This window comes from Roseofilum sp. Guam (assembly GCF_017746735.1).
Taxonomy (GTDB): Bacteria; Cyanobacteriota; Cyanobacteriia; order Cyanobacteriales; family Desertifilaceae; genus Roseofilum; species Roseofilum reptotaenium.
Genome location: NZ_JAGHZN010000003.1, coordinates 100,264 through 124,127, shown reverse-complemented (window position 1 = coordinate 124,127; position 23,864 = coordinate 100,264). Strand labels below are relative to the sequence as shown.

Sequence of the window (23,864 nt, the reverse complement as noted above, 5' to 3'; positions counted from 1 at the left end):
GTTTTGGTAGGGCTGTTTTTAAGCGAGCTGGCTCTCCATCGTTTCACGATCGCCAAAAATCAGCCTTAAACCACCCTACGCAGTTTTGGCGAAGGTATTGCAGTAGACACTTGGTTTTCTCAAAACCCCTACTAACATGAAACTTATTTTACGCAGTCTCTGTTAACCTGAGTTCGAGTTAAGCAGAATGTTGACAAAGCAGTTCACTGGGCTACGGTGACGGGAGTGTTCAATTTGAGAAATATTCTTCAGTTGGCCAATCACCGTAAAAAGTCGCCATAGCTATCTTTGAGCTGTCTGGTCACCCTGTAAAATTGGCTGAATCAGTAAACGAAGAGTATTCAAGACACTTTTCCACTCACCAGAGTGATGCGACTGTGAGGCTTCAGAATCATCCATTTGAGCTTTAGAGCTTTCTGCATTCTGCAATGCTAAACTCTTTAATGACAAAAAGGGTTGACTATTCAAGCTAATCATGAGGTAAGCACTCAGGATCATCTCCCACCATTTTTCAATTTGGACATATTGAGTTAATCGATAATCCGCCCAGCCCAATTCTTGTGTACATTCTCTAAACCCATATTCTGACCAGTTGGTCAAACTATAAAGGTTGCCAATGGTCTTTTTCATCTGATTCCTGGTCTCTTGAATATTGGTTATCATCCAAAACGTTGAATTTTCTGGCAGAGTAGAAATATCTGTAGTTAGTTGCCAATAGGTTTGCGCTCTTCGACGATCAAATATAATCTCTCTAACATACCGTTTTTCTGCTGTTGGATCGCCAAGAAATCTGGAAAATTTGTACCACTTATTCTCTCTAACTTTTTCATGACTGGGTATTAGGGCTGCCCGATCGCTCCTCATGAACAAAAGATAGCATAAGTTATAGTCCTCTAATTTGCTCACAAATGTCCCACCTTCTCCAGGACAAATATCCGCTAATACTAATTCAATATTCAAGCCATAATTCCTGAGTTCATCAATCATCTGTGAGGCAATTTCAAGCTTACTTCTATATATGTCTCCTTCCTTTAATGTCCCTTGAGGCTTAAAGACTTTACACAGGAGTGGAAAGGTGATATTTTTGTAGACTCCATAAGCATTGACGGCGACTATCCCTCGATCTGTTTTTCCCACACTTCCTAAGTATTGCCTAGCCACATAATCGGTTTTCTTTCCTTTTTTTTTATCTCCTATTTCATCAATGATTACCGTGATTTTATCGTCTTTTAATGCTTCTCGAGTTTTGCTTAATCTGAGGTTTCTTAATTCTCCGACAGACCAAGGAGAATTGGCTATAAAATGGTGTAATGATTGAGGGGAATTGATGCCAACTGCTTTGGCGATTTCTGGAAAGGATTTTTTCTTAATGGGTGAGATAATTCCTATATGCAAGTATTTAAAATATTCATAACTTCTCACTTCACCAAAAATCTCTTTATAACTTTCACAATATTGATCTACTACAGCAACTGTTTTTTCTGGCGATCGCGGCAAATGTTTTAAGATCTGTAACTCTACATCCATTGCGCTGTCTCCTTTCCAGCCATTGATACTCTACATTATTCTATCTTAATTCCCAAAGAGTGACAGAAGAGGGATAGAAGCAAAAGCGTACAACCGAATAGAGAAGGCTATTAATGTCCTAAGAGAGTACTATACAATGGGGTCTATTCTTATATCGTGTCAGGGAGTTCAACTCAAGTTCCCCCATGTCTGAAGTGCCCAAATCAAAGTCTTCTGGTCTGAGACTGGTTATTTTTGCGGCGATCGCCTTTTTCCTCTTTAGCCTCACCCTGACCTTGCACCGCCATTATACTTTTTATTCCACCTACAATCAGGGATTATTCAATCAGATGTTCTGGAATAGTCTCCATGGCCGTTTTTTTAATACTTCTCTGGGTTCCGTACTATCGGCGGAAATCATCTATGGAGGCAAGATTCCCACCGTCACTCACAATCACTTAGGAGAGAACTTTACACCGGCAATGCTGCTTGGGTTGCCTCTCTATGCTCTCTTCCCCCATAGCGTGACATTGATTGTCATTCAAGTTATCTTAGTTACGGCTGCGGGGTTGGTGCTGTATATCTTAGCTAGAGAGTATCTAAACCCCCCAGTTGCTGCCATGATTGCCTGTAGCTTTTATAGTGCCGCGGCTGTACTTGGGCCAACTTTAGCGGATTTTCACACGATTAGTCAATTTCCTCTCTTAGTTTTTAGTGCCTTACTTGCCTTAGAAAAACGTTGGTGGTGGCTCTTTGCACCTCTCATTCTGTGGATATTAGGTGTGCGCGAAGATTCAGGATTTATTGTTTTTGGTATCGGCGTGTATTTAATCCTTAGTAAACGCTATAGCCGGTTAGGAATTGGGTTATGTACATTGAGTTTTGCCTATATTTTAATCGTCACGAATACCCTTATGCCCCAATTTTCTGCCGATGTGGATCAGCGATTTCTGATGGATAAATTTGGGCAATATGTGAAAACAGATGAAGTCTCCGCAGTTCGAGTACTGTGGGAATTAATTAAACATCCAGGAAAACCCCTAACCTATTTAGTTCATCAGGTCTTACCTTTAGCATTTATTCCGATGGTTTCTCTGGCAGCTTGGTGTATTTCCGGTTTCCCTTTACTGCTCGTACTTCTAGGTCAGGGATTATCGAGGTTAGCGATTACTGCACCCTATGCCATGGTGGGAGTTCCTGGTTTGTTTTATGGGGTAATTCTCTGGTGGTCTGGCCAAGATTTTCATCCTTTTACTCGCAATCCCCATACACTTTATTCTCGGCAGTTAACACCCCGATTTCAGAAGATTTGGTCAGGATTTATGATCCTCTCTATTTTGCTGACGATTATGGCAAATCCGAGTCACGCCTTTTATTTTCTGGTTCCTGAGTCGGTTAATCCCTGGATTTTTGTTTCTTTACCGGAACAATGGAAACATGCCGGTACAATTGAGTCCATCATTGATCAAATTCCACCAGATGGGAGTGTGTCGGCAACCCAAGAAATTATTCCCCATCTTTCTGGAAGACCGGAGATTATTCGCCTGCCAGGAATTGAGTTAAGAAATGAACAGGAAGATCGCTTGCAAGTGGAGTATTTAGTCGCCGATCTGTGGCGCTTGCAACGCTATCAATCCGCTTTTACCCAAGAGCGCCACTTGCTTTACTATAATGTAGTCCTGATTGATGCGCTATTGCAACAGCGCAGTTATGGGATTCTGGAGTTTGAGGATGGAGTTGTTTTCTTGCGCCAAAATGTAGCGAACGATCCAGAGGCGATCGCCGCTTGGTTAGCCTATCGACAAATGCTCAATCCCCTGATCCAAAATATCCACCAAGAACTCAATCCCACCTCCCCGGTGTCTTAAGCCTACCCATTACCCGTTACCCATGTCCCAAAAAATTGCCCTCATTGCCCACGATCGCAAAAAAGACGATATCGTTAACTTTGCCCAGAAACATACTAAGTTGCTCTCTTGCTATCCCCTGATTGCCACCGGGACTACCGGGGAACGCATCGCCTCTGCCACCGGATTAACCGTAGAATGCATGTTATCTGGGCCTATGGGGGGGGATGCGCAAATTGCCGCCCAAGTCGCTACAGGTCAAGTGAGAGCGCTTATTTTCCTCATTGATCCCCTCTACGCCCAACCCCACGAACCCGATATTAATGCTCTGTTGCGGATTTGTGAAGTGCATGATGTGGCGTTGGCGACGAACTTATCCACCGCAGAAGCGATCGTTACCAGTCTGCGGCGCACTCGTAGGGCATATTTAATCTTTAATCCCGTTTCCGGTCAAGGAAACTCCCACCAAGACCTATTATTGATTCGGCAGTTGTTGGAACCGTATTTCCAACTGACGGTATCCATGACTACACCGGATGAGGGGCCGGAAGTCCTCGCCAAAGCGGCGATCGCCCAAGAAGCCGATCTGATCATCGCCTCTGGCGGTGATGGCACAGTATCCGCCGTTGCTGGAGCTTTAATTAGTACAGGAATTCCCCTAGGTGTGATCCCCAGAGGAACCGCTAACGCCTTTGCCAACGCCCTTGAAATTATTTCTCTTTCCAGCTTAACCCCCATTCGCACCGCTTGCGATGTCATCATTACCGGGATGACTCGCGTCGTGGATGTGGGATTATGCAATGGTCAACCCATGATTCTCTTAGCCGGTATCGGTTATGAAGCTGGAGCCATTGAAAAAGCCGATCGCGAAGCCAAAACTCGTTGGGGTCCCCTAGCCTATATTATTGCAGGCTGGAAGCAAGTTCGAGAACACGAACTCTTCGAGGTGGAAATGGAAGTTGATGGCGTGCTGAAAACTTTTCAAGCAGGAGCCATTACCATTGCCAACGCTGCTCCCCCGACCTCTGTCATGGCTCAAGGTATGGGTCAAGTCCTCCCCAATGATGGCTTATTGGAAGTAGTTATTATTACGGCTGAGACAAAACTCGCCACGGTGGATGCCATGATTGATTTATTTGGTTCTGGACTGACCAAAACTCCCATTCAACGGGAAGATACCCTAGGAGTACGCACGCGCAAAGTTAAAGTCGCCACTCATCCTCCTCAAAAAGTCGTCTTAGATGGAGAAATTATTGGCACAACCCCTATTGAAGTCGAATGTATTCCTCAAAGCTTAACGGTACTTGCACCGCCACCGAATCAAAGAATCAATGATTAACCCATTGAGGACGACGGACTGACCAACTCACTAATTTTATCGAAACGAAAGTCATGGATTAACTCGATGAGAGTTTGGGTCAGTTCTGGATCGGTTAATTGGATTTGTTCAATTAAGCTTAACACCTTCTGATCGTCGAGTTCGAGGCTTGCTTGTGCTATCTCTTGTCGCCATTGGGGAGGCAGATGCTGTAAATCTTCTGGGGTGAGCTGGTGCAAAGGCGTTGAGGTGGGCGATCGCTCATCTTGTTCATAAATGTAGCGTACACCCAAATGTTTTGCCATCATCTGGAAAATAACATCTTCTTGGAACGGCTTAGAAACCACATCATCACATCCAGCAGATAAACTTAAAGCTTTCTCCTCTTCCATAATACTTGCAGTGAGAGCAATAATAATCATTTTTTGCTCCCGTTCTTGCTCTCGAATTATGTTAACTGCTTCATAGCCATTCATCACTGGCATTCTCATATCCATCCAAATTAAATGGGGTTGCCATTGCTGCCAAATTTGAATGGCTTCTTGACCATTATTCGCCGTCTTCACATCAAATCCTACCGGTTGCAGAAACTTGGTTAATAATTTACAATTGGTGGGCTGATCGTCAACCACTAAAATTCGATAATTCAGTTGATTGGGTTGTAATCCTATCACCCTAGGAGATGCTTTTGAATCAGGCATTTGATCGGCAGAAACCGGAGTCACTTGAATCGTAAAATCAAATGTTGTCCCCTGACCCACTTCACTCTCTACCTTAATCTCTCCTCCCATCAATTGAATAAATTTGTGACTAATAGATAAGCCTAAACCAGTTCCTTCTTGAGCATTTTTTCCTGAGTGAGTTTGGCTAAAGGGTTGGAATAATTTGGGTAATTCTGCCGCAGAAATCCCTTCTCCTGTATCCGATACAGTAAACTCTAACACGGTAGCATCTGGAGAATTGTGTTGATCTACAGAAACTGAAATCTCCCCTGTTTTAGTAAATTTAAAGGAATTACTCAGAAAATTAGTTAAAATTTGACATAGCTTAATTTTATCCGTACAAATATACTGGGCAACCCTCGATGTATAATTGATATTGAACTTCAAGTTTTTATCAGCAATTCTCGTTTGAAAACTTTGCTCAATCTCCTTGAACAGATCATACAGATCAAACGCAGTCAAATTTAAGCTGACTTTGCCGGCTTCTACCTTAGATAAATCGAGGATATTATTAATAAGATTCAGAAGATATTCGCCACTATGATAGATGATTTGGATATTTTCTTGTTGTTCATGACTCAAGTTTTCTGTGCGTACCATGAGCTGGGAAAATCCCAAAATAGCATTCAGAGGAGATCGTAATTCATGGCTCATATTAGCCAAAAATAGACTTTTGGTTTTGTTGGCAACTTCCGCCACTTCTTTAGCATGATAGAGTTGTTCTGTCCTCTGTTTCACTTCTGTTTCTAACGTTTGATTATAGTCCCGAAGAATGCGATCGGCTTGCTTGCGCTGGGTAATGTCTTGGAACACCGCGATCGCATACATGATTTCTCCTTCTTGATTGTAAATAGGAGTTGCCCAGACTTCATAGTCTAAGGGGTCATAAAAATGTTTAATGACTACATCATCTCTGTATACTTTTTCGCCTAAAAGAGCTTTAAAAATGGGTAATTCTTCAACCGGATATAGATCGTCTGTATCTGCTTTATAGATTTTGTAATATTGATTCATTTCTCGAAAGGAGTACTGAGTTTGTTCCTCAGAAACAATGTCCAAGAGTTGGCGACCTTGGCGATTGATATAGTAAATCCTTCCCTCTAGATTATGAATGGCAATTCCCAAAGGGATAGACTCTAAGAATTGCTGAACTCGTTGCTCATTTTCTTTAATCTCAGAAAAATAATCTTGAAGTTTCTTGACCATTGTATTAAAAGACTGTGCCAATTCTCCAATTTCATCTTGACGATTTAAATCAAGAGAATTACCCCAATCTCCTTGAGAAACTTTTTGAGTATAATCATTTAACTGAATCAGGGGTTTAGTCACCCAGCGAGCCGTGAATAGTCCAATTAGAATTGCCCCCAAAAAAGCTAAAATGCACAGCTTTATAGTGTATTGCGTGTTGCGATTGATTTCTGCCATAAAATCTGATTCTGGAATCGCAATAATCACCTGCCAATTTAAGCCGTTTTTTTTAAAAAATAAGAAATTTTTAATATAAAATCTTTGTTGATTGATCTTGAGAGATGAAAGCTCGAAATTATGAAAATCAGTAAATTCTTGGGTGGCTGATGCTATATATCGAGCAATTTCTTGAGTAACGGAGTCTTGACTATCTACTGCTTTTACTCTTGAGGGTTGGTCATCCTGTATCAGCACCAAGTCTTCATCTAAGGACGTTGAGACTAATTTCCCCGATTGGTCAATAATAAAGGCTTGACCGGTTTTGCCAATGTTCAGAGACTGCAAAAAGCTATTAATATATTTTAAGTCAACTAAAATTGAACTCACGCCTTGAATTTCATCAGTTCCCGGTCTAAAGATGGGACTAGCCAAACTAATAGCTAGGTTTTGGTTGTTAATAAAGCGAACATAAATATCGGTCCACACTTTGCCTTGTTTGTCCATAACCTTTTTGAACCAAGGACGTTTCTTAACGGCAAAGTATCCTCGTAATTCATCTGGGGTATTTCCTGAAATGAAATCATCTAAATCATAATAAATATCTATCCTAAAATCATTTTTCTTAGTGGCAATAGCAATTCCTTGTCGCAGGAATCCTTGGCGATCGTAACTACTTCCTGCGGCTCGATATTCGCCTTGAAAATTAGCGATCTGTATCGTGGTAATAAATTTAGATTGATAATATTGAGATTCACTCCATAAATAAGGAACCCAGGCATCTAAGTCTTGAGCATCCAGAAAGTTATGATTGACTAAATCTTGATGGTTACGGAGAATATTTTGAGGGATTTCTAAAAAGTTTGCAATGTTTTCTTGGATGCGCTCACCTGTCTCATCCAGTAATTGATAAGCGATTTTTTCTACTGATTTTTGACTGTTTTTAAAAGATAAATATCCCACGAATCCCACCGTAATCAAAATTTCGACTAGAAAAGGAAGAATAAAAACAGTTTGTAATGATGGATGATGCCAGTGTCGTTTATGCCTCATTACTCCCCCATGATGTCAAGCCAATCTTGATGATTGAATGTTCTCTAGCTTAAACTCTTGATTCTAATCCGTTAATTCAACCTTACAAAATTTAATCTTTAATTCCCAATCAAGGGGTACGTTTTGTATCTTTCCCTATTGCCAAGAAAGAGAACCCAAGTTACAACAGCCATAATAAGGCATCAGAGGGAAGAGCAGGCGATGAAGATTTTATTGGTCGAAGATGATGAAGCCCTAGCTGAATTGTTAAAAAATGAACTTACTGCTCACCATTACTTGGTGGATGTGGCTTTTGAAGGGAACTTAGGATGGCAGCTTGCTGAAGGCATTATCTACGATTTAATTTTACTGGATGTGGGATTGCCTCAGTTAAATGGTATTGAATTTTGCCAGAAACGACGCAAAAAAGGCGATCGCACCCCCATTCTATTAATGACTGCTCAAGACTCTAGCAACCAAAAGGTGACGGGTTTAGATGCAGGCGCTGATGATTACCTGACTAAACCGTTTGACTTACCGGAACTTCTGGCTCGAATTCGCGCTCTGTTGCGCCGGGGAAATAATACTCGACTCCCCATTCTCACCTGGGGTAAGTTACGTCTCGATCCCGGTAAATGCCAAGTGATGTATGGGCAAAATCAACTCAAACTGACAGCGAAGGAATATGAATTGCTGGAACTCTTTTTGCGTCATCCGGAACGTATTTTTAGTCAAAGTGCAATCCTCGATCATTTGTGGTGTTTTGATGACCCCCCGTCCGAAAATGCGGTACGCACCCATATCAAAAGTTTACGCCAAAAACTTAAAAAAGCGGGTACTGCAAACGATTTAATTGAGACGGTATATGGTTTAGGTTATCGCCTCAAGGCTAGAAATCAAGAGTCCTCTGCCACCCAAAACTCGGGCATTCCTCCCGCTTTTCTCCCTATTTGGGAGCGGTATCAGCATCAATATTGCGATCGCCTCAAAGTCATCCAAACAACCCTAGATCATATACCCACTGGTTTCCTCAATCCGGATTCCTTACATGATGCCATTCGAGAATCCCATACCCTGGCAGGTTCCTTGGGTAGCTTTGGTCTCACTCGGCTCTCCGAAGTAGCCCGGCAAATCGAGCATACCCTGAAAACCGCTCAAGATCGAACAATGCTCCGAGAAACCATAGCGCCTCAAATTGAGGAATTACATCAAGGTCTCACCCAGAATAGCCCAGAAAAACCGACCTCTCCCCCACCAGAGATTCCCTTACCCCATATTCTGACGATCGAACCTGACCCCATTTTTGCCCAAGCTCTTAAAGAACAAGCAATACGCGCTCACTTCAATCTGAAAATGGTGTCTACCCTATCAGAGGGGAAAGAGCAAATGCAGCAACAGCGACCGGATCTGATTTTACTGGAGTTATCCCTACCGCAAACTTCCCGCACTCAAGTTTTAGAATGGATTACGTCCCTTTCTAGCGCTCAACCTCCTATTCCGGTGGTGGTTGTGACCGAGCAAAATACCCTAAACGATCGCGTGGCGGTAGCTAGAGCAGGAGGTGAAGGGTTTCTACAAAAACCCATTCTGGCACAGGAGGCGATCGCTTCGGTGCGTCCCTTTTTAAAAGGAGATCAAACCCAATCGCCCCAACTGCTCATTGTCGATGATGACTGCCAACTGTTGGCTTATTTGGAAGAAATCCTCACACCTTGGGGTTTTGAGATTACTTCTCTTGACCATCCCCAAGCCTTTTGGCAAATCTTACAACAGATCCAACCTGATTTAGTGCTGCTGGATATTGAAATGCCTGAAGTGACGGGGATTGAACTGTGTCAAGTGCTGCGGAATGACCCCCAATGGATGGCGCTTCCGGTGTTGTTTCTATCGAGTCATCAAGATTCCGAAACCATTCAACAGGTCTTTCTTGCAGGAGCGGATGATTATATCCAAAAACCGATTGTAGAACCCGAGTTAATTGCTCGCATTCTCAATCGGTTAGAGCGCCGAAAAGTAGGGTCGAAAGGCTGTTCACCTCTACAGGTTCAGCGATATTTGCACAGCAGCTAACCCACCCGTGAACAGAGATACAATAAAAAGATTCGGGTGTCTAGCCCTTATCAGGCGATCGGATATGGTGTTTCCCAATTATCGATGCAATTCCTTAGAAGGAGAGAACCGCACTCAAGCATCAGAGCGGTTTAGGACTCAACTGGCAACTGATGCCGAAATCCATCAGGCTTTGTCTGTCCTGCAACATCTGATGCTCATTATCGATCTGAATCACCATGAGATTAAAGTGATTCCCACTGATATACAGACGGATTGGGTGCAACTGACGGTACAAGAATTATCCAGAGAGGGCTATTTATGCGCTATGGAAAAGGCGATCGCCACTCAAACTCCCCAATCGTTTCAATATCAGTTAACCCACACCAACCAACTCACCCGCTCTTTTCAAGCTCAAATTTATCCTTACGCTGACAATACTGTTCTTTGGGTTGCACAACCCCAGGGCACCTTCTCTCCTCCTCCAAGTTGGCCCTCTCTGCTGGCCGAGATTACCCTCAAAATCCGTCAGTCTTTAGATGTAGAGGAGATTTTAGAAGTGACGACGACCGAAGTCTGTAAATTATTACAAACTGACCGAGCCTTAATTTTACAACTCCAAAAAGATGGCTCGGCACTTGTGATCCAAGAATCGGTTGTTCCTGGATGGATTGCTTTATTCGGGCATAAAATTTATGATCCCTGTTTCCGAGCCTATGAATTCCACTATCTCCAAGGTCGAATCGGTCAATTAAGTCAGATTGAAACACTCTGTAAAGATTCCTGCTATCGAGATTTATTGGATTATTTTCAAGTTCAATCGAATTTGGTAATTCCGATTATTAGTCAAGATAAGCTCTGGGGATTTATTGTCCTTCATCAATGTTCCCATCCCCGGGACTGGCAATCCTGGGAAATGGATTTTATCAATCAGTTAGGCAATCAAGTGGGGATTGCTATTACCCAATCTGAAATCCTAAAAAAAATGCAGGTTGTAGCGCAAAAACTGACCTTTCATTTTGAGAATTCTCCCCTAGCGGTGATTGAATGGAATCATGAATTCCGGGTCAGTCAATGGTCTCCCCAAGCCGAGCATATTTTAGGTTGGGACTTTGCTGAAGTACAGGGACAACATTGGTCTCAATTTCCGTTTATCTTTGATCCCGATTTAGAGGAGTTTAAGGAGTCTGTTTTTAGCCTCATTGATGGCAGTCAGGATCGGCAGATTTGTAGCTATCGGAATTTAACCAAAACAGGACAGGTCATTTATTGTCAATGGTATCATTCTGTTCTGCGCGATCGCGAAGGGAACGTGCTCTCGATTTTGTCCTTAGTCCAAGATGTGAGCGATCGCCACAAAGCTGAAACGGCTCTGCGCCAAAGTGAAGCCCATTTCCGCATCACCTTTGAACAGTCTCCCATTGGCATGAGCTTAAATAATTTAGATGGTACGGCTGTTCAACTCAATCAAGCCTATCTCAATTTATTAGGGTATAGCTTTGCCGAACTGAAGAAATTGCCCCTTCGCTACTTCATTCATCCCGACGATCTGCATATTGATCGGGCGCTCTATCAGCAACTTATTGATCGCACAATCGATCATTATACCATAGAAAAAAGATTAATCAACAAAGCCAAAGAAATTGTCTATACTCTGTTCAAAGTTGCCTTGATTCATGACGATAATGGTGACCCCTTACATCTAATTTCGCAAGTTATTGATATTAGCGATCGCCAACAAGTTGAAGAATCCCTCAGACAGAGTGAAGAACGATGGCAACTGGCGATTCAAGGCAATCATGATGGCATTTGGGATTGGAATGTACAAACGAATCAAGTCTTTTTCTCGCCTCGCTGGAAAGAAATGTTAGGGTATTCAGACGGGGAAATTAGTAATGATCTAGAAGAATGGACAGATCGCGTCCATCCCGATGATTTGCCCTGGGCAGTGCGAGCGATTCGCAAGCATTTTAATCAGGAAACGCCCTTTTACATGCACGAGCATCGATTACAGTGTAAAGATGGCAGTTATAAATGGATTTTAGACCGGGGCAGAGCCTTGTGGGATGAAGCCGGAAATGTGCTGAGGATGGTGGGTTCTCACACAGATATTAGCGATCGCAAGCAGGCAGAACAAGAGCTACAGCAAACGCAAAATTTCTTACAGACCATTATTGACTATTTACCCGTTGCCGTATTTGTCAAAGAAGGCAGACCGGACAAATTTGGACAGTTTAAGTTATGGAATAAAACCTGCGAGCGAATTTTTGGGTTAACGGCAGAGCAAGCCGTAGGTAGCACAGATTATGATTGGTTTCCCTGGGAACAAGCCGATGGATTTGTCTGTAAAGATCGAGAAGTTTTAGCCCGAGGAGAACCAGAAGAAATCCTGGAAGAACGGGTTGATAGTTATCATCTCGGTCAGCGAATTTTGCATACCATAAAAGTGCCGATTTATGGAGAAGAGTATGAGCCAGAATATTTACTTTGTATTTCCGAAGACATTACCGATCGCAAACAAGCGGAGGCTGCCCTGCGAGAAAGCGAGGCTCGCTACAGTTCCCTCACCAATGATGTGCTAGATAAATCCGCCGTCGGTATTTTTATCCTGGATGCCGACTTTAAGGTGGTTTGGGTGAACCAAACCCTAGAGAACTTTTTTGGCATCCATCGGGAAGAGATTATCGGCCGGGATAAACGAGAGCTAATTCGCGATCGCATTCAATACTTCTTTGCCGATCCTCAACAGTTCAAAGATACCGTCTTAGACACCTACGACCATAACACCTATACCAAGAACTTTGAATGCCATATTCTCCCAGATCCCGACCGTCAAGAACGATGGTTAGAACACTTGAGCCAACCCATTGAGTCCGGTCTATATGCGGGGGGGCGCATTGAACATTACACAGATATTAGCGATCGCAAACACAATGAAGCCGAACTCCATCGCCTTAACCGTGCCCTGCATACCCTCAGCAACTGTAACCAGGCGATCGTCCGTTCTACCTCTGAAACTGACTTGATCCATAACATCTGTCACATCCTCGTGAACCTGGGGGGATATCGTCTGGCTTGGATCGGGTATGTTCAACAAGATACCCAAAAAAGTATTACTCCCATGGCCAAAGCTGGGTATGAAGAGGGCTATCTTGACCAGCTCCACATCACTTGGGCTGATACTGAACGAGGCCGAGGCCCCACCGGAACCGCTGCCCGTACCGGCCAACCCTGTACTTTCCAAAACATTCTCACCAATCCCCACTATACCCCTTGGCGAATCCAAGCCAAGCAGCGGGGTTACCGCTCCTCCATTGCCCTTCCCCTGAAAACCGACCAAGGCGTATTTGCGGTCCTCAACCTTTACTCTAGCCAACCCGATGCCTTTGATGCCTCTGAATTTCAGCTTCTGTGCGAATTGAGTGAAGATATCACCTATGGAATTATAGCCCTGAGAACCCATCACGCCCACGCTGAGAGTGAGGAAAAATTCCGCCAACTGGCTGAAAATACGAATGATGTGTTCTGGATGACCACGGCAAGCCTCGACCAAATGCTCTATGTGAGTCCCGCCTATGAAAGGATTTGGGGACGCACTCAACAGAGCCTCTATCAACGGCCCCAGTCCTTTATAGAAGCCATACATCCGAGCGATCGCCCCAGGATTAGCGCCATTCTCCAATCCTCCTATACTTTTGATCTCGAATATCGCATCAGGCAACCCAATGGCAACCTGCGCTGGATTTGGGATCGAGGCTTTCCCATTTTTGATGCCAACGGCAAGGTGTATCGGCGGGCCGGAATTGCCAAAGATATCACCACCCGCAAAGAAACGGAAGAATTGCTACGTAGTACGAATGAACATCTAGAAGTCCGAGTTGCCCAACGGACGGCTGAACTAGCCTCAGCCAATCACCGGTTGCGAGAGGAACTCGAACAAAGACAACGGACGGAAACTCAACTTCGTAACTCCCACAAACAATATCGCACCCTCGTGCAGAATTTTCCCCAAGGGGCGGTATTCCTGTTCGATCGACAGTTCCGCTATACCATTGCTGATGGAGTTGGATTAGCCGCCATGGGATTAGACGGCGATCGCCTAGAAGGTCAATTAATTAACCAAGTCCTGCCTGCTGACCTCTTGCAAAACACTGAATTTATCTATCATTCTGCCTTAGTGGGGCAAACCGTAGCCACAGAAATTACCTATCAAGAACGAACTTATCACTATCGCGCTAATCCCCTCAGAAATGAACAGGGCCAGATTTTTGCTGGCATGGTGGTGATGCAGGATATTACCGCCCAAAAACAAAGTAAGGCGATTCTGGAGGAAGCGGAACGTCGGTGGCGCACCCTACTGGAAAATGTACGCTTGTTGGTTGTGGGACTCGATCGCCAGGGAAATATTGAATATGTTAATCCTTTTTTTGCCGAATTAACCGGCTATAAAGCCTCGGAAATCATCGGCAAAAATTGGTTTGACACCCTGATTCCAGCCCATGCTTGCTCCAAAGTACGCCGTGCTTTCCAAGCAATGCTGACCCCCGAAGGAAATCCCCATTATCAACATACTTTACTGACCCAGTCCGGGGAAGAGAAAACGATCGCCTGGAATAACACCCAACTCCATAATGCCCAGGGAGAGGCGATCGGGACTATGAGTATTGGTGAAGATATTACCGAACGTTACGCTATTGAACGGATGAAAGATGAGTTTATTTCCGTGGTGAGCCATGAATTGCGTACCCCCTTAACCTCCATTCATGGAGGCTTAAATTTATTATCCACTGGCTTAGTCGATCCAAGTTCCTCCAAAGGAAAGCATGTGATCGATATTGCGGCTGAGAGTGCAGAGCGTTTAGTGAGATTGGTCAATGATATTCTGGAATTAGAGCGCCTAGAGTCCGGCAAGATTCGTTTACAAAAACAGGCGATCGCTGTCAACGAATTATTGCGGCTCGCTGTAGAGCAAATGCAGGTGATGGCCAGCCGCGCTCGAGTGACCCTTGTGGTCTCAGAAGAGACTTCAGGCGTAGAGTTTTATGCGGATTTAGACCGTATGTTACAAGTGCTAACCAATTTGTTAAGCAATGCAATTAAGTTTTCCGATCCAGGAAGTCAGGTTAGGTTAACAGCCATCCTTGGCTCTCCTAGCGATCCTATCAGCGATCGCCAGCCTTATTGTAGCCTGCCGTATTCCCCCTGTTGGGACTCCCCCCACCTCATCTTTACCATCGAAGATTGGGGGCGAGGAATTCCAGAAGATAAATTGGAGTCCATTTTTGAGCGTTTCCATCAAGTCGATGCTTCTGATTCCCGTCGTAAAGGAGGCACGGGTCTAGGCCTAGCCATCTGCCGCAGTATTGTGGAGCAACATGGGGGACGGATTTGGGTAGAAAGCCAATTAAACCAAGGGAGTCGGTTTTCGCTTTGCCTATCCATCTATAGCCAAGGAGAGGGATAAATCATGGCCAACAAACGGATTGTAGTCATTGATGATGATGATGGTGTACGGGAAATTATTCAGATTTCCCTAGAAGCAGCAGCAGGATGGGACGTAATACCCGCTTCGTCAGGTCAAGAGGGGATAGAACAGGCCGCTTCTCAACAGCCGGATGCCATTCTTTTAGATATGATGATGCCCGGTATGGATGGTAAGGCAACCTATCAAGCCCTACAAGCCAATCCCTTGACCCAAAACATTCCCACCATTCTCCTCACAGCCAAGGCCAAAAATAGTGAAAAACAGCAGTTTATTGAAGATTTAGGGGTTACTGGCGTGATTACTAAACCCTTTGATGCCATGGGGTTAGTGCAACAAATTTGTTGGCTCCTCAATTGGTCAGAAATATAGCGCTGGGTACTAGGGAGTCAGCAGTCGGGAGTAATACAATCTTCCCCCCATGCCTGCGTCTGTGCTTCCCCCATTTCCCCATCCCCTCATCTCCCCATCCCCTTTTCCCTGCGTCTGTGCGTCCCTGCATCTCCCCATCCCCCTAACTATCTGAAGAATTGTTAAGTTTTATTCCCTGTACAAACAGAATCACAAAATCTTCACATTTGTCTTTTAAAGTTTGGGAGCATGGCTCAATTCAGAGGTCTAAACACTGATGGGCGATAGATCGTGGAGTCAAGAAAGTGATGCATCCTAAAATTCTACTCAGTCACCTTCTGCGCTCGCTTCGAGACGCAGCTTGGATTCCCAAAAATCTGACTAAGTGGTGACTAGACCTTCAAGCTGAAAACGACAACACTTTCGGATATTTCCCTAGTCCGAATTATCTGTTGGCTTCCTTTGGGGGAAGCATCGCTTCCATTGCGAGACACAACGTTTTTAGTGGTCTTAGGGACTCACAACTTTTCTCGAAAAGGATTATCTCTTATGTTTCGAGTGCCAGTTCAAAATCCAGACGGATCTCCTGCAATGCCTACCAAGGCATCTCGCGCACGCCGTTGGGTTCAAGAAGGAAAAGCTACAGCACATTGGAATGATGCAGGAGTCTATTATGTCCGCCTAATATCCGAACCATCGAGCCGTAAAACTCAAAAGATAGTAATCGGATGCGATCCGGGGAAAAGCTATACCGGAATAGCAGTCCAGTCAGCTAAGTTCACGCTTTATACGGCTCATCTAGTCTTGCCTTTCCAACGAGTAAAGGAGCGAATGGGAGCGGCTGTCATCAAAAATGGAAAGATGATCAACTCTCCCAGGAATCGAGCTTTGCAAAGACTTGCCCGGCGCGGAAGGAAGATTAATCGAAAGATTCCCTTTGCACAACGCGCCCATAGGCAGAAGAGGTTTGACAATCGCCGAAAGGAAGGCAAATTAGCTCCTTCCATTCGTGCATCCCGACAAATGGAAAGGAGAGTAATAACCGAGTTATCCAAAATTTTCCCCATCCATTCCATTGTTTACGAATTAATCAGAGCGGATGTAGACCTAACGAGCAAGCGAAAATCGGCTCGTTCTGGAAAAGGGTTTTCCCCAGTTATGGTTGGCCAATATTGGTGTGTTGAGCAACTTAAATCTATCGCTCCAGTAAAGACTAGACACGGCTGGCAGAAAAACGGAAATGGAACGAGCCAAGTCCGCAAATACTTAGGACTCGAGAAAGTTAAGGATAAGAAAGCTCAAGTACCTGAAGCTCATGCAGTAGATGGAATTGCTTTGGCCGCAAGCGAATTTATCCGGTTCGGAATTATCCCAGGATTTACTCAGGATGTTCATACCTGGATCGGTTCAGTTGAAATCACTTCCTCAGTCTTCCGAATCATAACTAGACCAGCTTATTTCCGCCGTGCCTTGCATTTCGACAATCGTGAGAAAGGAGGAGTCCGGAAACGTAAAGGTGGAACGCTTACGCCTTTTGGAATCCGGTATGGGGATAAAGTGGTAGCCGAAAAAGCAGGAAAGACTTATTCAGGTTGGGTAGGAGGCTTTACTGATGCTAAGAGCAAAAATATCAGCATTTATGATCACAATTGGAAACGAATCGGACAGTTTTCTCCCAAGAAAGTCAAACGGGTCCGTCGCTCGAATAAATTATGTGTTGCATAAGCTTCTTGTCACGGCGCTTTTAATCGCTGCGTCGCCTTTCCTCCCCGTGTTGAAACAACAAGGATTCCAGGCTCCCGTTATCTTTCTTGAACAAACTGGAGAGATTCAGAAGTTGCTTGATAACATTTCAGAATTGGAAGCCTTTAACTTCATTTCTACCAGTGAGCCATCCTTAGCTTTACAGTTGTGCGATCATCTATCTCCTAATCTGATTCTGGTTGACTTTGAACAGCCCCATTTCCATGGATATCAGTTTTCCATGCAAGTCAATGGAGATTGTGAACGTCCTCATATTCCTTTAATTGCCATTATTCATGCTGCCCATATTCTCCAGCATTATCAACCCCCTTATACCGTAGATCATTATCTCTGTAAGCCACTCAACATTGCTCAACTCAAACAAAGTATCCAGACTTGTTTACTCAATCCATCTCTATTTTATTGCCCGACTTAAGGAATCCTTCAATTACCTCAGAGGAGAAGACCTCATGTTAGAAATCAATTGTCCTTGTTGCTCCTACCCATTACTCAGACATATTCGATCTACAGGCATGTATTGGTATTGTACTCACTGTCATCAAGAAATGCCTGTTAGTTTGAGTTGTCCCTTCCAGATTGATCTCTCGCTCACTTCTCCCTTGATTGAGGAGTGGATCGGGGAGAAAAATAAAAAAATGTTGGTTGTGAGTGCATAAATCCAAACGACTTGTTGATTGTTTTACTATTGTTTCACTAAGGAGGATTCATCAATGTTATACCCCCAAACCTTAGACAGAAAAAACTGGATGTTGTGTTACTACAAAAACGAAAGTCATTCCGTTCAAATCTTGAAAATTGATAACGCAGAAAATTGGTACTTTGAACGGCTCGTTGATCCAGAAGAACGATTGGTTTTTGAAGCTCCAGAAATGGCTCAACTCCAAATTCACTATCAATTCACTAATGATTATCACAGGGTGGAAATTATTCCATGTTATCAAATTCGAGTCCAATATGGGCTAGAGTCAGAATCGCTTGGGAAATCTAGCTTAAAAGTAGTTTCAATTAATCGTAGTGCTTAAAATATAGCGCTTTGCGCTAGGGAATAGGGAATAGGCCTTTGGTACATATAGCGAAGAAAGGGAGAGTTAGGACATTTTCTATTGCCTATTGCCTATTGCCTCAAACCATAACCTCACTGTCCTAATCAACTCTTTCACTGCTATAGCTTTGAGGATTCAACACTGTCCCTCATAACGTAATATTAAATCCTTAGATGTTTGCTACAGATGATTGACACGGGGACGCGGAGACACGGGGACACGGGGGTTGATGTGTAGCGTAATTTTTGGGATTTGATATAAGCCAAGCGCTGTAATTGATGATTTTCAGTTAAAAGGCCCGCCTAAAATAACTTTTGCCAAGGCATTGATGACATCGCTTGCTGATTCTTGACTCAGAGAATCATACCAATTTTGAGTCACTGTCATATCCTTTCCATAAATGGTATCTGTGCGCTTTCTTGCCTTCAAAACCAATTCTGCTGTCCTAGTTTTGCGGGCGACTTCATAGCGTTTCAACGCATCCGCAACACTGATATTAGTGGTGACTAAATAGCGACATAAAACTGCCGCATCCTCCATCGCTTGACAACCCCCTTGACCTAAAGTCGGGGTGGTTGCATGTCCCGCATCTCCAAGTAGAGCAATCCGTCCTTTAACTAAAGTCTTTAAGGGATTTAGGTCATGAATCTCTAAGCGATTTGTGGCTAAAGGATTCAGGGTTTGAATTAAAGTTTGTACCGGATTTGCCCATCCCCGAAAAATATCCGCCAATTCCTGTTGGCGATTTTTCGCTGTAACCCCTGTCCCTTTTTCCATGGGACAACCAAAGAAAAAATAAAACCGCTCTCCTCCTATCGGCATCAGGGAAGCGCGTTTACCTTCTCCCACATAAATTACCCAGCAATCTGGATCAATCTCTTGTGCTTCTGCCTCGACTATACCATTCCAATTTACATATCCTGCATATCGAGGCTCACTGCTCTCTCCCGTCACCAGCGGACGAATCATGGAGTGAATTCCATCAGCAGCAATCAACACATCCCCACGAGTGGTTCTGCCATCTTCAAAACTGGCGGTTACGCCATTTGCATCTTCAGCAACACTCACACAGTTACAATTGAGCGTTATATTTTCTTCTCCTACAGTTTGCAATAATAACGCTTGTAACTCTGTCCGGGAAACGGGATAGGGGCGCTGTCCCACTTGGGCAATTAAGGGATGTAAATCAATGGCATTGAATTGGGTATCCTGGTGGGAGCGATACTCCATCCGATTCATCCTTCCACCAATTTTGATAATCTCTTCTCCCAACCCTAATGAATTGAGAACCTTAATCCCATTTGACCATAAGGAAATTCCTGCACCGGCTGGGCGAAATTCTCGTACCCTATCATAGATTTCAATTTCATATCCGGCTTGTTTGAGGGCAATTCCGGCAGTTAATCCACCGATTCCTCCACCGATAATAATTGCTTTGAGATCGTACATAAAATCAATTCACCATTAATAATGAACCATATCCATTACCCATGATCAGCGCGTAGCGCACCATATCGACTCAGGGCAATCAAGGGAAAATATTGGGCGTAAAAGTGGTATTTGATATAGAAGTGACAGGGGAAACCGGTTCCGGTAAATTCGGCTTCTTCCCATTGTCCATTGGGCAGTTGGGAGGAGAGTAAATAGTTGATTCCCCATTCTAAGGTATCCCAGGGAAAGGTTCCCGTGGCTTCTCCGGCTGCTAATAATCCAATTAATGCCCAAGCGGTTTGGGAGGGGGTGCTAGTGCCGATGCCTTTTAAATTGGGATCCTGATAACTGTGGCAGGTTTCGCCCCATCCTCCATCGGCATTTTGGCAGGAAATGAGCCAGTTGGCGGCTTTGGTAATGTGGGTTTTATGGCTATCTGGAGCAATGAGGGCGAGGGCGGAGAGTACGCCACTGGTTCCATAAATGTAGTTTACGCCCCAACGGCCAAACCAACAGCCTTCGGGTTCTTGTTCTTGTTGGAGATAGGTTAAGGCTTTGCGGGTGCTATCACTTCGACTCCGCTCAGTGAACGATGTGGAAGTGAGCGTTGAGAGTTGCTCAGAATGGGGTTTTAATTCGCCGAGCATTTCTAGGACTCTGGCGGTGACATCGGCGGTGTTGGGGTCAATCATGGCTTTGAGGTCTGCATAGGGGAGACTATTTAACCAATCTTGATCGTTATCGATGTCAAAGGCTGCCCATCCACCGGCCTGACATTGCATGGTCATAATCCAGTCTACACAACGGGCGATCGCGCCCCATTTTTTTTCTTCGTTGGGTAGCTCTAACCCGATTAAACTCATGACTGCTGCGGCCGCATCGTCGAGATCGGGGTAAAATTGGTTGTCAAACTCGAATGACCAACCGCCGGGTTTACCGACTTTGTTTTTAATCGCCCAATCTCCATAGGCTAATACCTGTTTATCGAGTAACCATTCTCCTCCTTTAACAAGCGCGGGATGGTTAGGGGCTAATCCCGATTCTACCAGGGCGCGTAATACCCAAATGGTATCCCAAACGGGGGAAACACAGGCTTGGGTGCTATAGGTGTCTTCGGTTTCCATACAAAATCGGTCTACGGCGGCTAATCCCCGTTGCACAAAGGGGTCGCGGACGCTGTACCCTAGACAGTGCAAGGCGAGCATGGAGTTGAGCATGGCGGGAATAATGCCACCCCAGTCTCCACTGGGTTCTTGGCGCTCTAATACCCAGCGCTCGGCGGCTTGGAGTCCTTCCTGACGAAAGGGAACCCAATCTAATTCTTCTGCAAGTTTAAATCCTTGGTCAAACCAGACAAAGATATCGGTCCAATCTTGGTTTTGGGGGAGTTCATAGCGGACGTTGTGGATACCTTCGCTGTAGAGTTCATTCAGGTTAAAGTCGGGGGTAATGTGATAGACGGGGCGGCGATCGCATACAATAATCAGAGGAACGGTGCTACTTCTAGCCCAACTGGACAATTCATAGATATTAAACCAAAATTCATCGGGTAATAGCATCACCCAGGGGGGAATAGACGGCACACCGCGCCAGTCATAACACCCCAATAGGGCCAGATGAATCTTCGTAAAAATGCGGCTTTTGCTGATGCCTCCCTTTTGCAGAATCAGGGTTTTGGCCTTTTGCAAAGCGGGGTCAGATGCAGGCACACCCAGCAGTCTGAGCGCCATGTACGCTTCGACAGATGTACTCAGGTCGCCCCCATCCCCATAATACAGTTCCCAGCCGCCATGGTCTCGTTGTTGCGATCGCAGATAAGTTTCGGTTTTATGCAGCGGCCGAGTTTTGTCCGTTCCCCAAATTTTATGTAACATGACCATCTCTGCGGTGATGGTAACATTCGATTCGAGTTCTGCCCACCAGTACCCTTGGGGATATTGTTGAGAAAGGAGATCGGTTTGACTGTTTTTAATTGCCTCTTCGAGAGAAACAGAAGGCTGGGAACGGATAGGGTTTTGGCTGGACATGGGCATTGAGTATGGCGATCGCAGAGTCATTCTACCGTAACTGCACGTCTGGAGTGAGCATACACGATAGAATACAATCCATTATTCCTGATTTTAGAAAGCATAAATACTCAAAACCAAGGAACAGAGTCATTCATGACCCCAACCCCATCAGGCGTAATTTTGAAATTTTTAAGGTTTAATGGATATGACTTCTCCAACCAGTAAACACGGTCTTATTAGTCGGGTACTTTCTCCTGCCTTACAACTGTGGCTCAGATCCCAAGCCGAAGATATCCAAGATTTACATCTGAGTATTGATGCCGGCGATCGCCAAATTTTATCGGGACTTATTCCCCACGTTGCCGTCCAAGCCAGTCAAGCCACCTACCAAGGACTCCATCTGAGTCAAATCGATCTCGAAGCTCAAACCATTCACACGAACTTACCCCAAGTTCTGCGGCGCAAACCTCTACGTCTGCTCGAACCCATCCTCGTCACGGGACAACTGCAAATTACAGCCCAAGAACTGCAGGACTCTCTGATCCCTGACGGTTTGCTCTGCCAAGGACTCACTGAATTGTTGCGAGAACTCCTCAAGGCAAGTGGAGCAGAAGGCGATCGCCTTCTAGCCACATCTGTACCCCAGTGGCACAGCATCATCCTCGGCTGTAGCCAACTGACTCTCAGTGCTACCTGGCCCCAACCCGACGATCTTCAAGCTAGTCTGAATATAGATAGCTCTCTAGAACTGGTTGAAGGCCATCTACTGCGCTTTCATCCCCTAACCATTCAAGCTCCAGATGGACTATTTCCTAATCCTTTAAATAGTCTAGAAATAGAGTTAGGGACTGAGGTTGCCCTTCAACAGCTCTACCTCAGTCCCGAAAAAGTTTTCTGTATGGGTCAAATTACCGTTCTTCCCTAACTCCCTGGGGACAACAGGGGCAAAAGCAAAGTAACAAAATAATACACTAAAGGCGCAGTAAATACATAACTATCAGCCCGATCCAGAATGCCACCATGACCAGGCAATAACTCGCCAGAATTCTTAATCCCCGCATCCCGTTTCATCATCGACTCAGTTAAATCACCGATTAAGCTGGCAATCCCAATCATTAAACCCAAGGTTAACCCAGTGAATTCCCAATAGGGCCAATGGAGGAAATATGCCCCAGCCATAGCCACAATGATACTACCAATCACCCCACAAACGGCTCCTTCAACAGTCTTTTTAGGGCTAATTTGTGAGAGTCGAGTGCGTCCCCATAACTTCCCAAACGCATAAGCGCCAATATCGGCAGCCCAGATACAGACAAACGACAACAGGGTTAACTTAAAGCCCATGGGCACATCCTGCCAAGCGGGCCAATGATTGGGAAGGGCCAAACTCCATTGCAAACTAGAGGTTTCGCCCATGGAGCGCAACCTGACCCAGTAACTGGGCAAATAGCCACAATAGAATAAGCCTAAAATAGAAGAGGCAATATCGGCGATCGTCGCTAACTTCGGTTGAAAGAGTAAATAAAAACAAATCAACGTACCGGCAACCGGTACAACGGCATCAGCCAAAGAAGACGAAATCGTACAGATGACCAACAAAATCTGGGTAATGACCACAGTAGTCTTAGCGGCTGGGAGAATGCCCTTCGCCCGCACCATTTGAAAATATTCCCATTGACCGAGATAAACGATAATCCCAAATCCCAGGGTAAAATACCAGCCCCCCAAGAATGTGACCGATAGGGCAATGGGAATGGCCACTAAACCCGTGATTACACGAGTCCAAGGGAATGTAGAATTGGGGTGTTGAGGAGATAATGAAGAGTTTCCGGACATTAGCAAGGTTAAGAAGATTTAAGAAATCCTTTAGGACATTATAATCTATACGCCAGGATAGGGGATAGGG

General features: G+C 44.6%; 14 protein-coding genes. 9 read left to right on the top strand and 5 right to left on the bottom strand.

Annotated features, from left to right (window positions below):
• Positions 1 to 282: 282 nt before the first annotated feature.
• Entirely contained in the window at positions 283 to 1,527 is a 1,245-nt protein-coding gene (locus J7529_RS01735) for an IS701 family transposase (RefSeq protein WP_318727562.1), read from the bottom strand.
• Between the two features lie 185 nt (positions 1,528 to 1,712).
• Between J7529_RS01735 and J7529_RS01730 the strand changes: the two genes are divergently transcribed.
• Both J7529_RS01730 and mgsA read left to right on the top strand, forming a co-directional pair.
• Positions 1,713 to 3,374 carry a DUF2079 domain-containing protein gene (locus J7529_RS01730; RefSeq protein ID WP_318727561.1) on the top strand — a complete coding sequence of 554 codons (1,662 nt, stop codon included), beginning with the start codon at positions 1,713 to 1,715 and terminating at the stop codon, positions 3,372 to 3,374.
• A 22-nt stretch (positions 3,375 to 3,396) separates the two neighbouring features.
• Positions 3,397 to 4,692: a methylglyoxal synthase gene (mgsA, locus tag J7529_RS01725; RefSeq protein ID WP_318727560.1), complete on the top strand. Its 1,296-nt coding sequence runs from the start codon at positions 3,397 to 3,399 to the stop codon at positions 4,690 to 4,692.
• Here the strand turns inward: mgsA and J7529_RS01720 are convergent.
• Positions 4,689 to 7,850, bottom strand: coding sequence for an ATP-binding protein (locus J7529_RS01720; RefSeq protein ID WP_318727559.1), 3,162 nt, complete (start codon positions 7,848 to 7,850; stop codon positions 4,689 to 4,691). The genes mgsA and J7529_RS01720 overlap by 4 nt on opposite strands.
• 201 nt (positions 7,851 to 8,051) lie before the next feature.
• On the opposite strand from J7529_RS01720, the gene J7529_RS01715 reads away from it, so the two are divergent.
• From J7529_RS01715 to J7529_RS01690, 6 genes are all read left to right on the top strand, one after another.
• Complete coding sequence (locus J7529_RS01715) at positions 8,052 to 9,899, top strand: response regulator (protein WP_318727558.1); 1,848 nt, start codon at positions 8,052 to 8,054, stop codon at positions 9,897 to 9,899.
• Positions 9,900 to 9,963: 64 nt separating this feature from the next.
• Positions 9,964 to 15,342: a PAS domain S-box protein gene (locus J7529_RS01710; RefSeq protein WP_318727557.1), complete on the top strand. Its 5,379-nt coding sequence runs from the start codon at positions 9,964 to 9,966 to the stop codon at positions 15,340 to 15,342.
• Positions 15,343 to 15,345: 3 nt separating this feature from the next.
• Entirely contained in the window at positions 15,346 to 15,732 is a 387-nt protein-coding gene (locus J7529_RS01705) for a response regulator (RefSeq protein WP_318727556.1), read from the top strand.
• 528 nt (positions 15,733 to 16,260) lie between these two features.
• Positions 16,261 to 17,436, top strand: a complete 1,176-nt coding sequence (locus J7529_RS01700) for an RRXRR domain-containing protein (protein WP_318727555.1) — start codon at positions 16,261 to 16,263, stop codon at positions 17,434 to 17,436.
• A 46-nt stretch (positions 17,437 to 17,482) separates the two neighbouring features.
• A complete protein-coding gene (locus J7529_RS01695; RefSeq protein ID WP_318727554.1) occupies positions 17,483 to 17,890 on the top strand; it encodes a hypothetical protein in 408 nt (135 codons plus the stop codon).
• Positions 17,891 to 18,185: 295 nt separating this feature from the next.
• Positions 18,186 to 18,497, top strand: a complete 312-nt coding sequence (locus tag J7529_RS01690) for a DUF1830 domain-containing protein (RefSeq protein ID WP_318727553.1) — start codon at positions 18,186 to 18,188, stop codon at positions 18,495 to 18,497.
• A 306-nt stretch (positions 18,498 to 18,803) separates the two neighbouring features.
• Here the strand turns inward: J7529_RS01690 and hpxO are convergent, their stop codons facing one another.
• Both hpxO and shc read right to left on the bottom strand, forming a co-directional pair.
• A complete protein-coding gene (hpxO, locus tag J7529_RS01685) occupies positions 18,804 to 19,967 on the bottom strand; it encodes an FAD-dependent urate hydroxylase HpxO (RefSeq protein WP_318727552.1) in 1,164 nt (387 codons plus the stop codon).
• A 35-nt stretch (positions 19,968 to 20,002) separates the two neighbouring features.
• The gene (shc, locus tag J7529_RS01680; protein ID WP_318727551.1) at positions 20,003 to 21,976 is read right to left on the bottom strand and encodes a squalene--hopene cyclase; all 1,974 of its coding nucleotides are present in this window, start codon (positions 21,974 to 21,976) and stop codon (positions 20,003 to 20,005) included.
• Between the two features lie 187 nt (positions 21,977 to 22,163).
• Between shc and J7529_RS01675 the strand changes: the two genes are divergently transcribed.
• On the top strand, positions 22,164 to 22,883 hold the full coding sequence (locus J7529_RS01675) for a DUF2993 domain-containing protein (protein ID WP_318727550.1): 720 nt from the start codon (positions 22,164 to 22,166) through the stop codon (positions 22,881 to 22,883).
• On the opposite strand, the gene J7529_RS01670 is transcribed toward J7529_RS01675, so the two are convergent.
• Positions 22,880 to 23,794 carry a phosphatidate cytidylyltransferase gene (locus J7529_RS01670; RefSeq protein ID WP_318727549.1) on the bottom strand — a complete coding sequence of 305 codons (915 nt, stop codon included), beginning with the start codon at positions 23,792 to 23,794 and terminating at the stop codon, positions 22,880 to 22,882. The two genes, J7529_RS01675 and J7529_RS01670, sit on opposite strands and share 4 nt — an antisense overlap.
• Positions 23,795 to 23,864: the final 70 nt, after the last annotated feature.

Excerpts from the sequence above, each read along its gene's own strand:
- hpxO (WP_318727552.1), bottom strand. The coding sequence starts at position 19,967 with ATGTACGATCTCAAAGCAATTATTATCGGTGGAGGAATCGGTGGATTA.
- J7529_RS01700 (WP_318727555.1), top strand. The coding sequence starts at position 16,261 with ATGTTTCGAGTGCCAGTTCAAAATCCAGACGGATCTCCTGCAATGCCT.
- J7529_RS01675 (WP_318727550.1), top strand. The coding sequence starts at position 22,164 with ATGACTTCTCCAACCAGTAAACACGGTCTTATTAGTCGGGTACTTTCT.
- J7529_RS01670 (WP_318727549.1), bottom strand. The coding sequence starts at position 23,794 with ATGTCCGGAAACTCTTCATTATCTCCTCAACACCCCAATTCTACATTC.
- J7529_RS01730 (WP_318727561.1), top strand. The coding sequence starts at position 1,713 with ATGTCTGAAGTGCCCAAATCAAAGTCTTCTGGTCTGAGACTGGTTATT.
- J7529_RS01710 (WP_318727557.1), top strand. The coding sequence starts at position 9,964 with ATGGTGTTTCCCAATTATCGATGCAATTCCTTAGAAGGAGAGAACCGC.
- J7529_RS01735 (WP_318727562.1), bottom strand. The coding sequence starts at position 1,527 with ATGGATGTAGAGTTACAGATCTTAAAACATTTGCCGCGATCGCCAGAA.
- J7529_RS01720 (WP_318727559.1), bottom strand. The coding sequence starts at position 7,850 with ATGAGGCATAAACGACACTGGCATCATCCATCATTACAAACTGTTTTT.
- shc (WP_318727551.1), bottom strand. The coding sequence starts at position 21,976 with ATGTCCAGCCAAAACCCTATCCGTTCCCAGCCTTCTGTTTCTCTCGAA.
- mgsA (WP_318727560.1), top strand. The coding sequence starts at position 3,397 with ATGTCCCAAAAAATTGCCCTCATTGCCCACGATCGCAAAAAAGACGAT.
- J7529_RS01690 (WP_318727553.1), top strand. The coding sequence starts at position 18,186 with ATGTTATACCCCCAAACCTTAGACAGAAAAAACTGGATGTTGTGTTAC.
- J7529_RS01705 (WP_318727556.1), top strand. The coding sequence starts at position 15,346 with ATGGCCAACAAACGGATTGTAGTCATTGATGATGATGATGGTGTACGG.
- J7529_RS01715 (WP_318727558.1), top strand. The coding sequence starts at position 8,052 with ATGAAGATTTTATTGGTCGAAGATGATGAAGCCCTAGCTGAATTGTTA.